This is a genomic window from Cupriavidus numazuensis (assembly GCF_905397435.1).
GTDB classification, from domain to species: Bacteria; Pseudomonadota; Gammaproteobacteria; order Burkholderiales; family Burkholderiaceae; genus Cupriavidus; species Cupriavidus numazuensis.
Window position 1 is genome coordinate 102,395 of record NZ_CAJPVI010000002.1, and the last position, 20,213, is coordinate 122,607.

Annotated in this window: 17 protein-coding genes; 10 read left to right on the forward strand and 7 right to left on the reverse strand. The window is 67.3% G+C overall.

All coding sequences use genetic code 11. From position 1 onward, the window contains the following. The first annotated feature begins 70 nt into the window (after positions 1-70). Entirely contained in the window at positions 71-1,039 is a 969-nt protein-coding gene (locus KHO41_RS02465) for a 3-hydroxyacyl-CoA dehydrogenase family protein (protein ID WP_211951723.1), read from the forward strand. Further along, positions 1,036-1,896, forward strand: coding sequence for a BKACE family enzyme (locus tag KHO41_RS02470; protein ID WP_211951724.1), 861 nt, complete (start codon positions 1,036-1,038; stop codon positions 1,894-1,896). The genes KHO41_RS02465 and KHO41_RS02470 overlap by 4 nt, the downstream gene beginning before the upstream one ends. An 11-nt stretch (positions 1,897-1,907) precedes the next feature. On the opposite strand, the gene KHO41_RS02475 is transcribed toward KHO41_RS02470, so the two are convergent. Beyond that, on the reverse strand, positions 1,908-2,147 hold the full coding sequence (locus KHO41_RS02475) for a hypothetical protein (protein WP_211951725.1): 240 nt from the start codon (positions 2,145-2,147) through the stop codon (positions 1,908-1,910). Positions 2,148-2,405: 258 nt separating this feature from the next. Between KHO41_RS02475 and KHO41_RS02480 the strand changes: the two genes are divergently transcribed. Further along, a complete protein-coding gene (locus KHO41_RS02480; RefSeq protein ID WP_211951726.1) occupies positions 2,406-2,732 on the forward strand; it encodes an H-NS family nucleoid-associated regulatory protein in 327 nt (108 codons plus the stop codon). 833 nt (positions 2,733-3,565) lie between these two features. Here KHO41_RS02480 and KHO41_RS02485 read toward each other — a convergent pair. Further along, positions 3,566-3,970 (reverse strand): hypothetical protein, encoded by a 405-nt coding sequence (locus KHO41_RS02485; RefSeq protein WP_211951727.1) that lies wholly within the window; start codon positions 3,968-3,970, stop codon positions 3,566-3,568. 172 nt (positions 3,971-4,142) lie between these two features. Between KHO41_RS02485 and KHO41_RS02490 the strand changes: the two genes are divergently transcribed. From KHO41_RS02490 to KHO41_RS02500, 3 genes are all read left to right on the forward strand, one after another. Continuing rightward, complete coding sequence (locus tag KHO41_RS02490; protein WP_211951728.1) at positions 4,143-4,832, forward strand: heavy metal response regulator transcription factor; 690 nt, start codon at positions 4,143-4,145, stop codon at positions 4,830-4,832. Continuing rightward, positions 4,829-6,274, forward strand: coding sequence for a heavy metal sensor histidine kinase (locus tag KHO41_RS02495; protein WP_211951729.1), 1,446 nt, complete (start codon positions 4,829-4,831; stop codon positions 6,272-6,274). The genes KHO41_RS02490 and KHO41_RS02495 overlap by 4 nt, the downstream gene beginning before the upstream one ends. Before the next feature lie 107 nt (positions 6,275-6,381). Continuing rightward, positions 6,382-6,789: a VOC family protein gene (locus KHO41_RS02500; protein WP_211951730.1), complete on the forward strand. Its 408-nt coding sequence runs from the start codon at positions 6,382-6,384 to the stop codon at positions 6,787-6,789. A gap of 75 nt (positions 6,790-6,864) precedes the next feature. Here KHO41_RS02500 and KHO41_RS02505 read toward each other — a convergent pair whose 3' ends face one another. Further along, entirely contained in the window at positions 6,865-7,812 is a 948-nt protein-coding gene (locus KHO41_RS02505) for a LysR substrate-binding domain-containing protein (protein WP_211951731.1), read from the reverse strand. Between the two features lie 113 nt (positions 7,813-7,925). Between KHO41_RS02505 and KHO41_RS02510 the strand changes: the two genes are divergently transcribed. The 3 genes from KHO41_RS02510 to KHO41_RS02520 all read left to right on the forward strand — a co-directional run bounded on the left by KHO41_RS02510 (position 7,926) and on the right by KHO41_RS02520 (position 11,302). Then, a complete protein-coding gene (locus tag KHO41_RS02510) occupies positions 7,926-9,755 on the forward strand; it encodes a gamma-glutamyltransferase family protein (RefSeq protein WP_211951732.1) in 1,830 nt (609 codons plus the stop codon). A gap of 75 nt (positions 9,756-9,830) precedes the next feature. Beyond that, positions 9,831-10,802, forward strand: a complete 972-nt coding sequence (locus KHO41_RS02515) for a Bug family tripartite tricarboxylate transporter substrate binding protein (RefSeq protein WP_211951733.1) — start codon at positions 9,831-9,833, stop codon at positions 10,800-10,802. After that, complete coding sequence (locus KHO41_RS02520) at positions 10,799-11,302, forward strand: GAF domain-containing protein (RefSeq protein ID WP_211951734.1); 504 nt, start codon at positions 10,799-10,801, stop codon at positions 11,300-11,302. Before KHO41_RS02515 ends, KHO41_RS02520 begins: the two co-directional genes overlap by 4 nt. Here KHO41_RS02520 and KHO41_RS02525 read toward each other — a convergent pair. The 4 genes from KHO41_RS02525 to czcI all read right to left on the reverse strand — a co-directional run bounded on the left by KHO41_RS02525 (position 11,299) and on the right by czcI (position 17,618). Next, positions 11,299-14,523, reverse strand: coding sequence for a CusA/CzcA family heavy metal efflux RND transporter (locus KHO41_RS02525; protein ID WP_211951735.1), 3,225 nt, complete (start codon positions 14,521-14,523; stop codon positions 11,299-11,301). The genes KHO41_RS02520 and KHO41_RS02525 overlap by 4 nt on opposite strands. A 13-nt stretch (positions 14,524-14,536) precedes the next feature. Next, positions 14,537-15,775 (reverse strand): efflux RND transporter periplasmic adaptor subunit, encoded by a 1,239-nt coding sequence (locus tag KHO41_RS02530; protein ID WP_211951736.1) that lies wholly within the window; start codon positions 15,773-15,775, stop codon positions 14,537-14,539. A gap of 20 nt (positions 15,776-15,795) precedes the next feature. Next, the gene (locus KHO41_RS02535) at positions 15,796-17,076 is read right to left on the reverse strand and encodes a TolC family protein (RefSeq protein ID WP_211951737.1); all 1,281 of its coding nucleotides are present in this window, start codon (positions 17,074-17,076) and stop codon (positions 15,796-15,798) included. Positions 17,077-17,246: 170 nt separating this feature from the next. Further along, complete coding sequence (czcI, locus tag KHO41_RS02540; RefSeq protein WP_211951738.1) at positions 17,247-17,618, reverse strand: cation efflux protein, CzcI family; 372 nt, start codon at positions 17,616-17,618, stop codon at positions 17,247-17,249. Positions 17,619-17,767: 149 nt separating this feature from the next. Between czcI and KHO41_RS02545 the strand changes: the two genes are divergently transcribed. Further along, the gene (locus KHO41_RS02545; RefSeq protein WP_211951739.1) at positions 17,768-20,143 is read left to right on the forward strand and encodes a heavy metal translocating P-type ATPase; all 2,376 of its coding nucleotides are present in this window, start codon (positions 17,768-17,770) and stop codon (positions 20,141-20,143) included. Positions 20,144-20,213 lie beyond the last annotated feature (70 nt).

Consider the following 20,213-nt stretch of genomic DNA (forward strand, 5'->3'; position numbering starts at 1 on the left):
ACACTGCTGCCATTCCCATTCGGGCGGTGGCCAAAGCGCGCCGGCCGCCTTCGCCATCTGAAGAGACGCTATGCAGAATTCCGCTACGCCTGTGCCCCTCGACCGTCCCGGCAGCGCCCATGCCGTCGTGGTCGGCGGCGGCACCATGGGCGCCGATGTCGCCGTGGTCCTGACGCGGGCGCTGTGCCGCACCACCGTGATCGAACCTGATGCCGGCCGGGCCGCCGCGTTGCCGGGACGCGTGGCCGCGAATCTGGAGGCTATCGGTCGCGCTGAAGGCACCGACCGGCTGGCCGTGGTGCCGGATCTCGATGCCGTGGACTGGTCGACCGTGGATCTCGTGATCGAATGCATTCCCGAGCGGCTGGATCTGAAGCAGGCGCTGTTCGCGGATCTGGCGGCGCGCGCCCGGCCCGATGCCGTGCTCGCCAGCAATAGTTCCAGCTTTCCGATCAGCGCCATCGGCGATGGTTTGTCGGGGCGCGGCCGCATGCTTGGCCTGCACTTCTTCATGCCGGCGCATCTGGTGCCGCTGGTGGAAGTGGTCATGGGGACGGGCAGCGATGAAGCCTGTGCCGATGCGCTGATCGCCTTCATGCGCCGCTGCGGCATGGTGCCGGTCAAGGTGAAGCAGGACTTGCCCGGTTTCCTGGCCAACCGCCTGCAGCACGCGCTGTCGCGCGAGGCATTCAGCCTGATTGATCGCGGCATCGCCTCTGCGGAAGATGTGGATGCCGCCGTGCGCTTCGGCTTCGGCTTCCGCTTTCTGGCGGCGGGGCCGGTGCTGCAGCGTGACCATGCCGGCATCGACGTGCATGCGGCCGCTGGCGCTACCATGTACCCAACATTCTGCAATGACGACCATCCTGCGCGCTGCCTGTCCGAGCGCGCCGCCGACGGCCGCCACGGCATGAAGCGCGGTGAAGGCTTCTACGCGTGGACGCCTGAAACCATTGCCGCCGAACGCGCGCGTTACGACAGGCTGCTGCGCGCCGGCCTCGACCTGATTGCCCCCGAACTGCCCGAGATCCAGCCATGACGCAAGCCACCCAAGTTCCCGCCCAGCAACCGCTGGCCAGTTCGCCACTGATCATCACTGTGGCGCCGAATGGCGCCTACAAGCGCGCGAGCGACCACGCTGCAGTGCCGCTGACCGCTGCTGCGCTGGCGGCGGACGCCAAGGCTTGCCTGGACGCAGGCGCGGCCATGATGCATATGCATGTACGCGACGCCGAAGGGCGCCACTCACTCGACGTGGAAACCTACCGCGACGCGCTGGCCACGGTGAAGCAGGCGGTCGGCGATGCGCTGCTGGTGCAGGTCACGAGCGAGGCAGCCGGCGTGTACAAGGCCCCGCAGCAGATGGCGATGGTGCGCGAACTGCGGCCGGAAGCCGTATCCGTGGGCCTGCGCGAAATTGCCGTGCCGGAAGTCAGCGAGACCGAACTGGGGGACTTCCTCGGCTGGCTCGCGCGCGAGCGCATCATGACGCAGGTGATCCTGTATGACGCGGCCGATGTGCAGCGCTGGCAGGCCATGCGTGAACGCGGCATGGTCCCGCCGGGTGCGTGGTCCGTGTTGTATGTGCTGGGGCGTTACTCGGCGGGACAGGTATCGTCGCCGCGCGACCTGCTGCCGTTCCTGCAGGTGGCGGACGGCACCTTGCCGTGGTCCATCTGCGCGTTCGGCCGTGAAGAGAATGCCTGCGTGACCGCTGCGGCGGCGTTTGGCGGCCATGTCCGCGTGGGCTTCGAGAACAATCTGTACCTGCGCGATGGCAGCCTGGCACCCGGCAATGCCTCGCTGGTGGAACAGGCCGCGCACGGCGCGCTGACGCTGGGCCGGCCGCTCGCCACGGCAGCGGACGCTCGCCGTATTTACTGCGAGGTGCGCTGAGCCCAGCGCGCTCAGGCGCCGTCCGTGTAGGCGTCGGGCGTGCGCGGACCGCTGCGCGAGCCGTCCGTGTACGGGTCCGGCGTACGCGGGCCACTGCGGGCGCCATCGGTGAAGACATCGCGCGGGCTGTGGATGCTGCGTGCGCCGTCCAGGTAAGGGTCACGTGTGCCGGCTGCACTCGCCGCGGTCGCCATGCCGGCGAGCGTGGCGGCTATTGCCGTGGCCATCAGAGTATGTCTGAGCAGTTGCATGGTTCTTCTCCGGTAGTCGGCCGGTCAGGGCTTGACCAACCATGCGGCCAGTCTAGGGGGCGGTGCCGCACAGCAGCATGACTGCCCCATGACAATGCCGTCATGGACCGTCGCAGAGGCCATGACAGGCGTGTTTCACCGACGGGTCTGCCAAACACGGTAAAATCGTGGAAATCACACCGGCGCCGCTGCCTGGGCGCCGGTCTTCTATTGCACCGCCGGGATCGGAGACATCACGGCGGGCTTCTCACGATACTCATGCCTGAGTCTGATTCAGCCAAGTTGGCCGCGATCGCCTGGATTCGCGAGCAAATGGACAACTACGCCCTGACGCTTGACGATTTGATTGCCGCTGGATGTTTTGACGGGGAATTGCCCCATGGGGACGCCGAAGGTGCGGAAATACCGGGCGCCCCCGACGTACCGGCCGTTATGGCCGCCACCGTAGCGCCCCAGCCACCGAAGAAGGGGCCGGTTTACCGGAATGCCTTGGGGCAGAGTTGGGATGGGATCGGGGAATATCCGGATTGGCTGCAGCGGGCGGTGAATGCGGGGCAGTCGATTGATTTTTATCGGGTCGACTAGGGTTTTTGGTTGAAATGCGGGGGGTGTCGTTCTTGGCATGCGCTGCTGTTTCGCCGGCGTAGCCGGCGAGTCACTTTTGTCCGAGCGACAAAAGTAACCAAAAACGCGTTTTGGTTGCCCCAAAGGGGCGAATTTTTATCGTAGTGTGCCAGGGGTGTTGTACGGGTATGGGCTTCAGAGTCCGTCACACTGCCTGCCGCGTGGGGCACGACCGTGGCCGGGAATACGGCGCTGATTGAACGAGCCCTGCAAGCGTTCGTGGCCCCTGCTGCCAACGGCATCGTGCAATCGCCTTCGGCTGCGCTACGCGCAGAGCCCTAGCCTGAGCGCGAAGGCCCAGGGCAAACCAGGCCCGGGTGAAGATGCCCGCGCTTGCATGCGCGCAGAGAAAGGAAATCTGGACTCGGGCGCCGGCGATGCTGATGAGCTTGCTCCCAGACGACGACGCGCGCGCAGCGCAGCCGAAGGCGTCCCACCACTGAGGCAATTGAAACGCTGTACCCGAGTCCGTCTTGGGGATCGTCCAAAAGCCGTGCCGCGCAAGGCACAGGTTCTGACTCACATAGCGTTAGCAGGCTGGAACGGCTGGCCACCATCGCAGGCGTCCAAAGCCATTTGAACCGCTGCCGCCGTGGAATTGATGGCCAGCGGCAACGACGCGCTTTTTGGTTTTTGTCGCTCGGACAAAAAGTGACTCGCCGGCTACGCCGGCGAAACGGCGGCGCCTGCCAAGGACGACACCCCATTCCCGACCACAAAACCCCCGCCGGCTACGCCGGCGAAACCGCGGCGCTGGCCAAGAGCGATAACCCATTCCAAACCACAAACTCCACTCACGGCAAAAACGGAAACCCACTAAACGGCCCAGCAAACGTAGTAGCCGGCGAAACCATCGCCGCAGCACGCGCATAGTGCGCCAGCGCTGACACGGGCAGCTCGGGCAAGCCGCTGCTTTGCACGGGCTTGTCATCGGCCTCGTCACGGCGCTCGTGTAACTGCAGCGGCCGGCCATCGCTATCCGGGCCAGCCATGACCCGCACGGCACCATCAGCACATTGCTGTGCCGGATCAAGCGCCGCCTCGGCGCTCGCCTTGGCCGCCGCATGCCGTTCGGCCAGCGACAGGCCTGCTGCCTGCACGGCGGCGCACGCCGGCGCGCGGGACGCGGCCTGGGTCGGGCCCGACAGGGCCAGCAACGGAAGGCATAGCAGGAAAAATCGGATCGGCAGGCGTTTCATCGGATGGCTCGGAACCAATAGGCGAGTTCGGTGTCACCGCGCATTTTACCGGCCTACCCGACGCGGATGCGTCACCTGCAGATGACATTTTTGACATCTTTCGCCACACGTCGCCAGACTCCGCTAGCGTTATGCCCTGGCGGTGCAATGGTGCCCGCCTGAAAGGTCCTGCATGCGCATCCTGATTGTCGAAGACGAGCCCAAGGCGGGCGATTACCTGCTCAAGGGGCTGACCGAATCCGGCTTTGTGGTCGACCTCGCGCGCGACGGCGTCGACGGTCTGGCTCACGCGCGCGAACAGCCCTACGACCTCATCGTGCTCGACGTGATGCTGCCCGGCATGGACGGCTGGAGCGTGCTGCGCGAGCTGCGACGCGAACGCGATACGCCGGTGCTGTTCCTGACTGCGCGCGACGAACTGCAGGATCGGCTGAAGGGCCTGGAGCTCGGCGCCGACGACTACATGGTCAAGCCATTCGCGTTTGCCGAGCTGGTCATGCGCATTCGCACCATTCTGCGCCGCGGGCCGCTGCGCGAGAGCGAGTTCATCGAAATTGCCGACTTGCAGATCGACGCGATCCGCCGGCGCGTGTCGCGCTCGGGCCAGAAGATCGACCTCACATCGAAGGAATTCGCGTTGCTCTACCTGCTCGCGCGGCGCCGCGGCGAGGTGCTGTCGCGCTCGCTGATTGCCTCGCAGGTATGGGACGTGAACTTCGACAGCAACACCAATGTGGTCGATGTCTCCATTCGCCGGCTGCGCGCGAAGGTCGATGACCCGTTCGACCACAAGCTGATCCACACAAGGCGCGGCATGGGCTACGTGCTCGACGACGGCGAGCCCGCGCTGGGCGACGCATGATGCGGTTGCCATCGTCGCTCACCGCGCGCCTGACGCTCGCATATGGACTGGCGACCGCCGCGATCCTGGCGGGCGTCGCCGCTTATCTGTCGAGCGCGCTGTCGGCGCAGTTGCAGGGCCGTGACGAAAGCGAGCTGGTCAGCGAGGTGCTGCTTGTGCGCCACCTGCTGCGCGAGGTGCGCAACGAAGACGAGGTCCGCGCCGACACGCATCGCTTTGCGGACATCGCCATGGGCCATGAAGGCCTGATCCTGGTCGTGCGCACGCCGCAGGGCGATCCCTTGGTCACGCTCAATCCGCGCAATGAAGCGATTCCACCGCTGCACGTGCTACCGGTTACCACGCAGCCGCAGAAGTCGATGCTGGAAGCATGGCGGCCGAAGAGCGGGGCGCAGTCGCCGGCCATCGCGGCGCTCGGCCAGCTTGGCGATAGCGGCCGCTCGGTGGAGATCGTGGTGCTGCGCGACGCCGGTTACCGCGTGGCACTGATGCGCGAGTACCGCCACCGCTTGCTCGCGGCCACGCTGTGCGGCGCGGCAGTGGCGGCGGCACTCGGCTTTGTGCTCGCACGGCGCGGGCTGCGGCCGCTGCGGCGCATGGCGGCCGACGCGGCGGCGGTGACCACGAGCCGCCTTGCCACGCGTCTCGATGCCGGCAGCGCGCCGGCCGAACTGCGCGAACTGGCACGCGAACTCAACGGCATGCTCGCGCGCCTGCAGGACAGCTTCTCGCGGTTGTCCGCGTTCTCGGCGGACCTTGCACACGACTTCCGCACGCCCATCAGCAATCTTGTCGGCCAGACCGAAGTCACGCTCGCGCAGAGCCGCAGCGTGGCCGAGTACGAGGCCTTGCTCGAATCGAATCTCGAGGAATACGAGCGCCTGTCGCGCATGATCGAGAACATGCTGTTCCTCGCGCGGGCCGACCACGCCCAGGTCGCCATGGGCGTGCGCGCACTCGATGCGCGTGCGGAACTCGACAAGGTGGCCGAATACTTCGAGGCCGTAGCCGCTGACCGCAACGTGCGCTTGTCAGTGGCGGGCGATGCAAGCATCCACGCGGACCAGACGCTGCTGCGCCGCGCGGTCACGAACCTGCTCGACAATGCCTTGCGCCACGCGCCGGCAGGCAGCACGGTACGCGTTGACGTCGCGCGGCGCTCGGGCGAAGTTGGCGAAGCGGGCGATGTCACGTGCATCCGCGTGGTCAATGCGGGCCCGGCCATCGCCCCCGAGGTATTGCCGCACATCTTCGGCCGCTTCTACCGCGCCGATCCGTCGCGGCGCAATTCCGCGGCATCCACCGGGCTGGGCCTGGCCATCGTCGATTCCATCATGCGCCTGCACGGCGGGCGGGCGCTGGTCAGCAGCAGCGACGGCGAGACCGTGTTTTCGCTGCTGTTCCCCGCTGGTGGCGACGCGCGTCCGCACGTGGCCGCCTGAACCCGCGGCGGCTTGCCAAGTCGTCGTACGAAGCCTATCTTGCGGGCATCCCGGTCCGTTGCGGCCGGGGCCAGCTTGGTCGTTCCATCTCTTACAAGGAGCAGGACATGCAGGTGCAACCTTATCTGGACTTTGGCGGTCGTTTCGACGAAGCGGTGGCGTTCTACGGCAAGGCGGTCGGCGCCACCGTGACCTTCGTCATGCGGTACAAGGATGCTCCCCCCGACCAGCCGGTGGATCCGGCATGGCGGGAAAAGGTCATGCACGCCAACATCCAGATCGGCGAGACCCAGATCATGGCGTCCGACGGCAGAGCGGACATTCCGGCCCCGGCGTTTTCGGGATTCAGCCTGTCGGTCGGTGCCGTCAGTGAGGCCGAAGGCGCGCGAATCTTCGAGGCGCTGTCCGAAGGCGGGCAAGTGGTGATGCCTTACCAGAAGACCTTCTGGGCTGCCGGTTTCGGCCTGCTCGTGGATCGATTCGGCATGAGCTGGATGATCAACTGCGAGCATTGAGCCTTGCCGACAACGCCGGATCATTGATGGCCGTCTCCGCTCTCTCGCTTGAGGGCGAGCGGAGAAGCGCCCGCACTAAACCCGTCCGCCCACCGCGGCCACGCTGGCCACCAGCGCCGCGATCTTCTCATCCTCGCCGGATTCCCTTCGCCACATCACGCCCACGGGCGGCAAGTCCCAGCTCAGCGGGTGCGGCAGCATCGTCGCGCCTTCGGCTTCCACCAGTTCGGCCGCAACGCCTCTTGGCACGATGGTGATGGCGCCCAGATGGCTGCGCATTACCGTGGCCATGGTCTTGATCGAGTAGGTTTCAACGATCGGCGTGGGCTGGGCCACGCCCGCCACCGCGAACATGGTGTTGATGGTGCGGCGAATGGGCGTATTGGGCGGCGGCAGGATCCAGTCGCGCTCGGCCAGCCGGGCCCAGTCCAGCGCGCTGCGCGACAGGCGCGTCGCCACCTTGCTCGGCACGACCAGCACCGGCTCTTCGCGGTAGAGCGGCCGTTGCGCGATGTCCTCGCCGGGTACGTAGAACGTTCGCGCAATCACGCAGTCGAGTTCGTGGGCACGCAGCGCGGCCACCAGTTCGTCTGTGGTTCCCTCGCGTACCAGGACCGAGATGCGAGGCGTGCGGGCCAGCCCGAACGTGCAGGCGGCGTCGAGCACCGGCCGAGCGATGTACGGGATCACCCCAAGGCGCAGCCGCCCGGACAATCCGGCCTCGATCACGGCAAGTTCGCGGCCAAGCGCGTCCGCGTCGGCCAGCGCCAGGCGCGCGTGCGCGAGCACGCTCAGGCCGGTCGGGGTCGGCTCAAGCCCTTGCCGCGTACGCGTGAACAGCGGCACCGTGAAGATGTCCTCGATTTCGCGCAGCATCTTGGTGACAGCGGGCTGCGACAGGTTCATCTCGGCGGCGACGCGCGACACCGAGCGTTGCCGTTCCAGCGCCAGCAGCAGCGGCATGTGCCTGAGGCGCAGCCGCGATATGACGCGATGGACCAGCTTGTCGGAAGTAATGGACATGGGGGGCGGGCCGGAGGAAGTCGTATAACCAATCGGTAATGCAATGATAACCAAAGACGTCATTGCGGTTATTTCATGGTCCTATACTGGCCTGAACCCTTGGAGCTCTATTCATGTTCACTACGCGCCCGGAAATCGTCGGCACTTTTGGCGTGGCGGCCTCGACCCACTGGCTGGCCACCCAGACAGCGATGGGCGTGCTGGAGCGGGGCGGCAATGCCTTCGACGCCGCTGCTGCGGCCGGTTTTGTGCTGCAAGTAGTGGAGCCGCACCTGAACGGACCCGGCGGCGAAGTGCCGATTTTGTACTGGAGCGAGCGCGAGCGCCGCGTGCGTTCGGTCTGCGGTCAGGGCGCCGCGCCGGCGCTGGCGGATCCGGCGCAACTGCGCGCCATGGGGCTCGAGATGATGCCCGGCATCGGCCTGATGCCGGCCACGGTGCCGGGCGCGTTCGGCGCCTGGCTGACCATGCTGCGCGATCACGGCACGTGGTCGCTCGCCGACGTGCTGGCGCCGGCCATCGGCTACGCGCGTGACGGATTTCCGCTGGTGCCTCGCATCTCGCGCGCGATCCTGGCCGTGCAGGCGCTATTCCGCGATGAATGGCATAGCTCCGCAGAGACCTGGCTGCCGGGCGGCAAGGTGCCGCGCCCGGGCAGTCTGCACACGCTGCCGGTGCTGGCGGCAACGTACACGCGCATCGTCGAGGAAGCGCAGCAGCGCAGCCAGACGCGTGAAGGACAGATCGACGCGGCCATGGACTGCTGGTACCGCGGTTTCGTGGCCCGCGAGATTGACAGCTATTGCCGCAACACGCCCGTGCGCGACACCACCGGCGACAAGCATACGGGCCTGCTTCGCTACGAGGACATGGCCGCATGGCAGCCTGACGTGGAAGCGCCCGTCACGCTGGACTTCGGCCGCTACACCGTTGCCAAGTGCGATATCTGGAGCCAGGGCCCGGTGTTCCTGCAGCAGCTCGGCATGCTGCGGCAAGCGGAACTCGAACAGCACGCGCCGGACTCGGCGGAGTTCGTGCACCGGATTGCCGAGGCCTGCAAGCTGGCCATGGCGGACCGGCTCGCGTGGTACGGCGACCCTCGTTTCGCGGCCAGCCCGCTTGCCACGCTGCTCGATGGCGATTACCTGGCCGGCCGCGCGCAGCGCATCGGCGAGCGCGCCTCGCGCTCGATCGACCCCGGCATGCCTGGCGGCGCGACGCCGCGGCTGCCCGACCTGGAAGCGGCGGTGCGCACGCTGCAGCGCGCCGATGTGCGCTTCGGCGTCGGCGAGCCGACCTTTGCCGAGCTGCCGCCGGTGTCCGAGTGGGCCGAGCGCGAACTGTTCGTCGGCGATACCTGCCATGTCGATGTGATCGACCGGCACGGCAATATGGTGGCCGCCACGCCGTCTGGCGGCTGGCTATCGTCGAGCCCGACCATTCCCGCGCTGGGCTTCGCGCTCAACACGCGCCTGCAAATGACGTGGCTCGAGCCCGGCCTGCCGAATTCGCTCGAACCGGGCAAGCGTCCGTGCACGACGCTGTCGCCTTCGCTCGCGCTGCGCGATGGCGAACCGTACATGGTGTTCGGCACGCCTGGCGGCGACCAGCAGGACCAGTGGTCGCTCGCGTTTTTCCTGCGCCATGCGGTGCATGGCATGAACCTGCAGGAGGCCATCGATGCGCCCGCCTGGCATATCGACCATTTCCCGGGCTCGTTCTGGCCGCGCCAGACCGTGCTCAACCGGATCACCCTGGAATCCCGCTTCCCCGAGGCCACCCTTGCCGCATTGCGCGACCGCGGCCATGACGTCCGCGTGGGCGATCCATGGTCCGAAGGGCGCATGTCTGCGTGTACCCGCGAGCGCGACGCGCACGGGCGCCTGGTGCTGCGGGCCGGTGCCAATGCACGCGGCATGCAGGGCTATGCCGTCGGGCGCTGAATCCGGCCATCCGTCAACAGAAGAGGGCGCGGGCAGCGGCACGCTGGTTCGCGTGAGATCGAGGAGAGCAAGACCATGACATCCATTGTGAAACGACTGCTGTGCGGTGTTGCCGCGCTGGCGCTATGCGCCACCGCGCATGCCGCAGACCCGTACCCCCAGAAGCCGGTGACGCTGATCGTGCCATGGGCCGCGGGCGGCTCGACCGATATCCTGGCGCGGGTGCTGTCCGAGCACCTGACGCGCTCGCTGGGGCAGCCCGTCATCGTTGACAACAAGCCGGGCGCGTCGGGCAATATCGGCTCCGCAATGGTGGCGCGCGCGAAGCCGGATGGCTACACGCTGTTGGTCGGGTCGATGAGCACGCACGCCATGAATCCGGCGCTGATGGCCAATATGCCGTTCCGCGGCGTCGAGGATTTCACGCCGCTCGGCTTGCTTGCCTACGTGACCAACACGATGGTGGTGCACCCGTCGGTCCCCGCGAAAAACGTGAAGGAGCTGATTGCGTACGCCAAGGCCAACCCCGGCAAGCTTGCGTATGCAAGCGCGGGCCCAGGCTCGACCAATCACCTGAGCGCGGTGCTGTTCGAGCGCATGGCCGGCGTGCAGATGCTCCACGTGCCGTACAAGGGCGGCGCCCCGGCCGTGGTCGACACCGTCGCCGGGCAGACGCAACTGCTGTTCTCCGCCGGCACCCAGACGCTGCCGCACGTGAAGGCCGGCAAGCTGCGGCTGCTGGCGGTTACGGAGGCGAAGCGTTCGCCGCTGCTGCCCGACACCCCGACGGTCGCCGAGACCGTGCCGGGCTATGAACTGGCTGTCTGGTATGGCGCGTTCGGCCCCAAGGGCATGCCCGCCGACCTGGTTACTCGCCTGAACCGCGAAATCAACGCGGTGATGTCGCTGCCCGAGGTGAAGAGCAAGATGAACGCGATCGGCGTGGAAACCGCCACGTCCACGCCACAGCAGTTCGGCACCATCCTGCGCAAGGATGCGGACCGCTACGGCAAGCTCATCCGCGAACTCGGCATCCAGGCGGAATGATGAGCGCTGCGCTGGATCACACTGCGGCGGTGCTTGTCGCTGCCAATGGCCTGTGCGATGCCTTGGAGCATGCGGCAAGTCCGCTGGAAACGCTGGATGCGGTAGGCCAGGCGACGTTGCGGCTGCTGGGGCCGGGCCTGCTGACGATCAATGCATGGCATGCGGGCACGGCGGAGATCGAGCGGATCTGGTCGTCGAATCCCGCCGCCTATCCGCCGGGAGGAAAGAAGTCCAAGCCGGACAGCCCGTGGCGGCGGCAACTGCTCGAAGCCGGAGAAGTGTTCGTAGGTGAGGGCGATGCAGCGCTGGCCGCCGTCTTCGATGACGTCGCGCTGATCCGCTCGCTCGGCTGCACGGCTGTCGTCAACGTGCCCTTGTGCAGGGCCGGGCGCGTCTTCGGCACGTTCAATTACCTGTCCGAACGTGCCGCCTGGGACGCGCGCGAGATCGCCACGCTGCGCGTCCTGGCGAACCTGGCGGCGCCCGCGGTCCGCGCCTAGCGCAGCGGCTCCTGCGCAAACGTTTCGCGCACGTCCTCACCGGCAGCCACCGGCTCATCCCGCCGGTGCGCGAGCCGGTACAACACAGGCAACACCAGCAGCGTCAGCACCGTTGACGACACGATCCCGCCGATCACCACCGTCGCCAGCGGCCGCTGCACCTCAGCGCCGGTCCCCGTGGCGATCGCCATCGGGATGAAACCCAGCGATGCCACCAGCGCCGTCATCAGCACCGGTCGCAGCCGGCTCAGCGCGCCGGTCTGCACGGCATCATCGAGTGCGAGTCCTTCTTCGCGCAGGCTGCGGATGAATGACAGCATCACCAGCCCGTTGAGCACCGCCACGCCTGACAGCGCGATGAAGCCGACCGCTGCCGAGATCGACAGCGGAATGCCGCGCAGCCACAGCGCCAGGATGCCGCCCGTCAGCGCGAACGGAATGCCGGTGAATACGAGCAGGCCGTCCTTAAGGTTGCCGAACATCGCGAACAGCAGCACGAACACCATCAGCAGTGCGAGCGGCACCACGATCTGCAGACGGTCGGTGGCCGACTGCAACTGCTCGAATGTGCCACCCCACGCGATCCAGTAGCCCGTGGGAATCGTCACGCGTTCGGCGATGGCAGACTGCGCCTCGGGCACGAAGCTGCCGACATCGCGCCCGCGCACGTTGGCGCTGATCACGATGCGGCGCTTGCCGTTCTCGCGCGAGACCTGGTTGGGTCCCGGCGCGATGTCGAGCGTGGCGATCTCGCCGAGCGGGATGTAGCTCGTGCGTGGCGCGGTGTCACCCGAAGTTGTGCGTACGCCGTTGGCCGACGCCGGGCGGCTATCGGGCGGCAGCGGAATTGGCAGGCGGCGCAACGCATCCACGTCAGCACGGACATCTTCCGGCAGGCGCACGGCGATGCGGAAGCGGCGGTCACCTTCGAACAGCGTGCCGGCATCGCGACCGCCGATCGCTATGGCAACGGTGTCCTGAACGTCCGTCATGTTCAAGCCATAGCGCGCCGCGCGTGCGCGGTCGATCGCGACAGTCAGGACGGGCAAGCCCGTGGTTTGCTCCACCTTGACCTCAGCCGCACCCGGCACTGACTGCAGCGCGGACGCAATCTTCTGCGCCGTGGCTTCGAGCACCGCGTTGTCGTCGCCGAACAGCTTGACCGCGACATCGCTGCGCACGCCCGAGATCAGCTCGTTGAAGCGAAGCTGGATCGGTTGCGAGAACTCGTAGCGGTTCCCCGGGATTTTCTCGAGTTCGGCCTGCATCTGGGCGAGCAACTGATCGCGCGTCTTGCCTCGATCTGGCCATTCGCTGCGTGGCCGAAGCATGATGTAGGCATCGGATGCATTGGGCGGCATCGGATCGGCGGCGATCTCGGCGGTGCCTGTGCGCGAGAAAACGCGTTCGATCTCGGGGAATTTCTCCTTCAGGCGTGATTCGAGCTGCTGCTGCATGGCCACCGACTGGCTCAGGCTGGTGCCCGGTATGCGCAGCGCCTGCACGGCGATGTCGCCTTCGTTGAGATTGGGGATGAATTCGCTGCCGAGCCGTGTGGCGACCAGCCCGCTCAGCACTACCGCCACTGCGGCAAAGGTCAGCACCACCGGCGTATTCGCGACGGAGCGGGCCAGCGCAGGCGCATACAGCTTGCGCGCCCACTGCATCACGCGGTTTTCCTTCTCCGCGACGCGGTCGCCGATGAACAGGGCCACGGCGGCGGGAACGAAGGTCACCGACAGCAGCATCGCGCCGGCAAGCGCCAGTACCACTGTGATCGCCATCGGATGGAACATCTTGCCTTCGACCCCGGACAGCGCAAGGATCGGCACATAGACGATCATGATGATGAGCTGCCCGAACACCAGCGGACGGCGCGCTTCCCGCGCCGCCGCGAATACCTCGTGCAGGCGTTCGCCGCGTGTAAGCGGCCGGCCATGGTGCTGCTGCGCGTGGGCCAGGCGCCGCACGCAGTTCTCGACGATGACCACCGCGCCGTCGACGATGATGCCGAAGTCCAGCGCGCCGAGGCTCATCAGGTTCGCGCTGATGCGATAGGTGGCCATGCCGGTGAACGTGAACAGCATCGACAGCGGGATCACCAGCGCGGTGATGACCGCCGCGCGGATGTTGCCGAGGAACAGGAACAGCACCGCCACCACCAGCGCCGCGCCTTCGAGCAGGTTCTTCTTCACCGTGGCGATGGCCTTGTCGACCAGCACGGTGCGGTCGTACACCGTCACCGCGCGCACACCTTGCGGAAGCGTGCGGTTGATCTCGGTCATGCGGACATCGACCGCGCGCGAAACCGCGCGGCTGTTCTCGCCGATCAGCATGAAGACTGTCCCGAGCACCACTTCGCGGCCATTGTCGGTGGCCGCGCCGGTGCGCAGCTCACGGCCGATGCCCACTTCGGCCAGATCGCGGATGCGGATGGGCTGGCCCTGCGCGGTGCCGACGATCACGTCGCGAATGTCATCCATGGAGGTGACTTGTCCCGGTGCCCGAACAAGGTACTGCTCGCCGCGCCGTTCGATATACCCCGCGCCTACATTGCTGTTGTTCTTCTCCAGTGCCTGCACCACGTGCTGCAGGCTCAGGCCGTAGGACGCCATGCGTTCCGGGCTCGGCGCCACCAGGTACTCGCGTGCGAAGCCGCCGATGGTGTTGATCTCCGTGACGCCCGCGACGGTGCGCAACTGCGGCTTGATGATCCAGTCCTGGATCTCGCGCAGGTCGGTCGGCGTGTAGCGCGTGCCGTCGGGCTTGCGCGCGTTGTCGTCGGCTTCGACGGTCCACAGGTAGATTTCGCCGAGGCCGGTCGAGATCGGGCCGAGCTGCGGTGTCGTGCCTTCGGGCAGCTTTTCGCGCGCTTCCTGCACGCGCTGGTTGACAAGCTGGCGCGCGAAGTAGATGTCGGTGCCGTCCTTGAAGATCACGGTGACCTGCGACAGCCCGTAACGCGACAGCGAGCGCGTCTGCTCCAGTCCTGGCAGGCCCGCCATGGCGGTCTCGATCGGATAGGTGACGCGCTGCTCGGTTTCCAGCGGCGAATAGCCGGGCGCCTCGGTATTGATCTGCACCTGCACGTTGGTGATGTCGGGCACGGCGTCGATCGGCAGGCGGCTGTAGCTGTAGAGGCCCAGCAGCGCCATGCCGAGTACAGCCAGCAGGACCAGCCAGCGCTGCTCGATGGCAAAGCGGATGATGCGTTCGAACATGGTCGGCTCCTGCTTAGTGGGCGTGCTCGGCGCCGGCCTTGCCTTGCTCGGCCTTCAACACGAAGCTGTTGCGCGCAACGTAGCGCGATCCTGGCTCCAGCCCCTTGACGATCTCGATGCGCTTGCCGTCGCTGCGTCCCGTGGTGACCGCGCGGGCTTCAAAGCCGCCGGGGACTTCGACATAGACCATTGGCTGGCGGCCTTCGGTCTGCACGGCTTCGCTTTCGACGACGACGGGGACTTCCGTTTCCTGTCCCGCTACGCTGACCGTGACGAAGAGCCCGGGCCGCCACGCCATGTCCGGATTCGACAGCGTCACGCGTGCGGTCGCGGTGCGCGTCTGCTGGCCGAGCAGCGAGCCCACGTAGGACACGGTGCCGGCGGCGGTACCGTCAAATGCGGTAGAGGCGATGCTGACCTTTTCGCCGAGCCGCACCTGGCTCAGGTCCTTCGGCGCGATCACGAACTCCGCCCACACGGTGGCCAGATCGGAAATCGTAAAGACGGTCGTGTCCGCCGCTACCGCTTCGCCGAGCGCCAGATGCTTTTCGACGACGATGCCGTCGAACGGCGCGCGCAACTCGAACTGGTTGAGTCCGGCCGACGCCGGCCGGGCACCGATAGCGGTGAGCTTCTGGGTCGCGTTCTGCACGGCGATCTCGGCTTCCTGCAGCGCGGTGCGCGCGGCCAGGAAATCCTGTTCGGCCGAGATCTTGTCTTCCCACAGGCGTTTCTCGCGTGTGTAGGTTGTGCGGGCGAGTTCCAGTCTCCTTTGCGCGGCCAGCAGTTCGCTGCGCTGGTCGGAAAGCTGCGTGCTGGCCAGTACCGCCAGCAGTTCTCCCTTCTTCACGCGCTGACCCAGCACGGCCGGCACGGACTCCGCTACGCCGGCCACGCGCGGTACGACGTGGGCGGTGCGGTCTTCGTTGAAGCGGATCTCGCCGGGAAACTGCACGGCGGCCTGCACGCGGCCGGGGCCGGCTGTGCGCAATTCCAGTCCGGCGTTGCGGATCTGCTCGGGCGTCATGGCGATGCGGTCGGCGGCATGCGCGTCCTCGGCCGATGCGGCGGCCTTGCCTTCCTTTCCACTTTCGTTGTTGCGCGACTCGGCAGCTTGCTTGCCATGATCGTGGCCGGCTTCGTCGTGTCCGTCGCCGGCACCACGGCCGGTGAAGAGCAGTGCGGCGCCAGCCAGCATGCCGACGCCGAGGATGGCGACGATCGCATTGCGTTGGGTCTTGGTGATTGCCATGGGAATCCTTGGTTGGCCGCTCAGCGGCCGAGCATGCGGTCGATGGCGGTGGCGGCCTGGTAGGTCGCGGCCACGGCCCCGAGATAGCGCACGCGTGCCTGGAGCAGCGTGCGCTGGGCGTCCAGCACTTCGAGATAGGCGAATTTGCCGGCTTCGAACCCTTGCGAGGCAGCCTGGTACGCACGCTGCGCGGCGGGCAGCACGGTCTGGCGCAGGGTCAGCGCGCTATTGCGCGACAGCGCGAGCTGGCCGGAGGCCTGGCGCAGGTCACTGGCCAGCCGTACGCGCGTGGCGCGCGATTCGTCGGCGGCCTTGTCGGCCTGGCGGATCGCCGTGTACAGGTTGCCCTGGTTGCGGTCGAACAGCGGCAATGGCAGCGAGACGCCGAGCACCGGGTAGTATCCGCGGTCCGACGAATACTCGCGCTTGGCGCCGACGCTCACGGTCACATCGGGGTACTGGCGGCTGCGTTCCACATTGACCACCGCCTGGCGCCGCGCCATCTCGCTCTGGCTCGCGCGCATTTCCGGCGCGGTGTCGAGTGCTTCGTCGAGGACATTGGGCAGGGGCCGCGACGGCAGGGCCTCAAGGTCGCCGCTCGCCGACGCGAACACCGGCAACTGGCTGCCCCACTGGGCGGCCAGTTGCTGGCGCGCCGCGTCGAGCGTGGCGCGCGCCTCCGCGAGTTCAAGCTCGGCATTGGCCTGCTCGACTTCGGCGCGGGTCTGCTCCACGGGCGAGACCTTGCCGGCCGCCACGCGCCTTGCCGCGGCCTGCGTGCCGCGCGTGGCGATGCCGACCGAGCTCTCGGCCAGGCTGACCCGTTCCTGCGCGACCAGCACCTGGAAGAAGGCGCCGATGACCGCGGCACGCAAGTCGGCCTCGGCATTGCTGAGCTGTGCGCTGGCGAGCTCGCGTGTTTTCTGCGCGGCGTCGATGCGAGCGGAGCGCTTGCCGCCGAGCTCGATCGGCACGCTTAGTTGCGCGGTGGTCGTGCGCGACGCGCGCCGCGTGTCTTCCATCTCGTAGCCGACGGCGGGGTTGGGGATCGTGCGCGCCTGCGTGATGCCGCCTTCGGTGGAAGCGAGTTCCTGTTGGGCGGCGGAAAGCCTTGGGCTGCGGGCGATGGCCAGGGCCAGCGCGTTGTCGAGCGTCAGCACGCCCTGCGTCTCGGCGGCGTCGTACGGCTGGGCAGGGCGCTGATCCTGCAAGGAGGGCGGCATGGCCGCATCCGTGGCGGCCTGCGCAAGGGGGCCGAGCAAGACGGCAGCCAGCCCCAGCGGAATCACTACATGTTTCATCGGTATCACCAGATCGAAGCCAGGGAGCACCGGCGCGATGCCGTCATGCGCGCATGCATGCGCTGACGGCTGTCACGCCGCGCGATCCGTCGATCCGGGAACCCGGCACCTGTCCGCTCAGGACAGGCGTGGCAAAGGCAGGGAATGGGCCATGGCCCCGAACCGGCGGATTACGCCAGGTGCAGCCACTGGGGCCGATCCGGTGCGCGCGCGGGCACCGACCCGTAGTGCACGGGCAGCACGCGGTAGCGCACGGTGATGAAGTGATAGGACGCGGGTTGCGTCGCGGCCGGCAGCATGACGTGCGAGCCGGCGAAATGGCAAATCGCGCAGTCGGCATCGGGCAGCTTGGTGCCGGACTTGCCGTGGGCGCCGCCGGTCTCGTGCTCGTGCGTGTGGTGGCCGAAGTGCCACGCCGGTGCGGAGCCGGTTTCCTGCTGGCGCTGCTGCTCGCGTCCATGCTCGCAGAATGCAGCCGCGCTCGCCCAGGTGAACTGGAGCGGCAGCATGACAGCGAAGAGGAGGATCAGCAGGCGACGCATGGCGGCGATTATAGCGGTGCACCTCGGCCGGCTGGCAAGCGTACCGTGCGTCACCCTGACGCAGGCGCGGGCTTGTCGGTGCCAGGCTTGACTCTGTAGCGGCTACAGGGTCTTCAATGGCATCAGGTCAAACCAGCGGGAAAGAAGAAATGGCTCGCACGACACCTGAAGACACCGTGCCACATGAACACATTCGCAGCGATTCCTGCTGCGGCCACGATCACGCGCAACCGCATCCACATGATGGCCATGGCCATCAACATGGCCATGACCATGACCATGCCCATGGCCACGGTGATCACGATCATCATGAGCACGCCCAGCCGGAGCCCGCCTGCTGCGGTGGCGGCTGTGGTGCCGCGATCAGCGTCGCACCAGTCACACCGGCGGTAGTTCCGCCCGGTGCGCGCTCGGCCAGCTATCGCATCGACGCGATGGACTGCCCCACCGAGGAAACGCTGATCCGCAACAAGCTCGGCGGCATGGCCGGTGTGGCGGCGCTCGATTTCAACCTGATGCAGCGCGTGCTGACCGTGCATCACACGCTGGCGTCGGCCGAGCCCGTGGTGAAGGCCATCGCGAGCCTGGGGATGAAAGCCGAGCCGCTCGCCTCGGAGCAGGCGGCTCCGCCGCCCGCCGCGGAACACAAACCGTGGTGGCCGCTCGCGCTCGCGGGCGTGGCGGCGATCGGGGCCGAAGTCACCGAATGGGTGGGACTCGGCGATCCGTGGCTACCGGCCTTGCTCGCCATTGCTGCCGTGGCACTGGGCGGGCTGACGACCTACCGCAAGGGCTGGATCGCGCTGCGCAACGGCAACCTGAATATCAACGCGTTGATGAGCATTGCCGTGACCGGTGCACTGGTTTTGCGCGAATGGCCGGAAGCGGCCATGGTCATGGTGCTGTTCGCGCTGGCCGAACGCATCGAGGCCGCGTCGCTGGACCGCGCGCGCAATGCGATTCGCGGCCTGATGGCCATGGCGCCGGAGCAGGCGACCGTCCGGCAGGTGGATGGCAACTGGGCGGCCGTGCCGGCGGCTGGCGTCGCGGTAGGCGCCGTGGTCAGGCTGCGCCCCGGCGAACGCGTGGCGCTGGACGGGCGCGTGGTGCGCGGGCAGTCGGCGCTGGACCAGGCACCCATCACCGGCGAAAGCGTGCCGGTCGACAAGGGCGTTGGCGACACGCTGTTCGCGGGCTCGATCAACCAGTCCGGCGAAATTGAATACGAGGTCACGGCACCAGCCAACGATTCCACGCTGGCCCGCATCATCCACGCCGTCGAGGCCGCGCAGGCCAGCCGCGCGCCGACGCAGCGCTTTGTCGACCAGTTCGCGCGTATCTATACGCCAACGGTGTTCGCCATCGCGCTGGCCGTGGCGGTGGTGCCGCCGCTGGTGACGGGCGCATCGTGGGTCGACTGGATCTACAAGGCGCTGGTGCTGCTGGTGATCGCGTGCCCGTGTGCGCTCGTGATTTCGACGCCGGTGACTATCGTCAGCGGCCTTGCGGCGGCCGCGCGGCGAGGCATCCTGATCAAGGGCGGGGTGTACCTGGAGCAGGGCAAGGACCTGTCATGGGTGGCACTCGACAAGACCGGCACCATCACGCACGGCAAGCCCGCGCAGACCGATTACGCGATGCTCGCGGAGGATGTGCCCCAGGCGCGCGCGATTGCCGCAAGCCTTGCCGCACGCTCCGATCATCCGGTGTCGAAGGCCGTGGCTGCGGCGGCGCAGGCCGATGGCATCGCATTGCTCGACGTCACCGAGTTCGAGGCGCTGGCCGGTCGCGGTACGCGCGGCCGTATCGATGGCGACGACTACTGCCTTGGCAACCACCGCCTGATCCACGACATGGGCGCATGCTCGCCCGCGCTGGAAGACCGGCTGGAGGCGCTTGAGCGCCAGGGCAAGACCGTGGTGCTGCTGGCCCGCCTCGGCAAGGATGGCGCGGCGGTAGCCCAGGCAATGTTCGCCGTGGCCGATACCGTGCGCGACACGAGCCGGCAGGCCATTGCCGAACTGCACGCGCTGGGCGTGAAGACCATCATGCTGTCCGGCGACAACCCGCATACCGCGCAGGCGATCGGCGCGCAGGTCGGCATCGACGAGGCGCGCGGCAACCAATTGCCACAGGACAAGGCGGACGCCATCGGCACGCTCGCTGCCGACACGCATGCCGCGCGTGGCAAGGTCGGCATGGTCGGCGACGGCATCAACGACGCCCCGGCGCTCGCGCGTGCGGACATCGGCTTTGCAATGGGCGCGGCGGGCACCGATACCGCGATCGAAACCGCCGACGTGGCGCTGATGGACGATGACCTGCGCAAGATTCCCGCGTTCGTGCGGCTGTCGCGGAGCACGTCGCGCATCCTGTGGCAGAACATCACGCTGGCGCTCGGCATCAAGGCCGTGTTCCTCGCGCTGACCGTGGCCGGGATGGGAACGATGTGGATGGCGGTATTCGCCGATATGGGAGCGAGCCTGCTGGTGGTGTTCAACGGGCTGCGATTGGCGCGGAGGTGAGCGGCTTCGGCTTGCGCCTGCCCTCTCCCCCGGCCCCTCTCCCGCAAGCGGGAGAGGGGAGACCACAGAA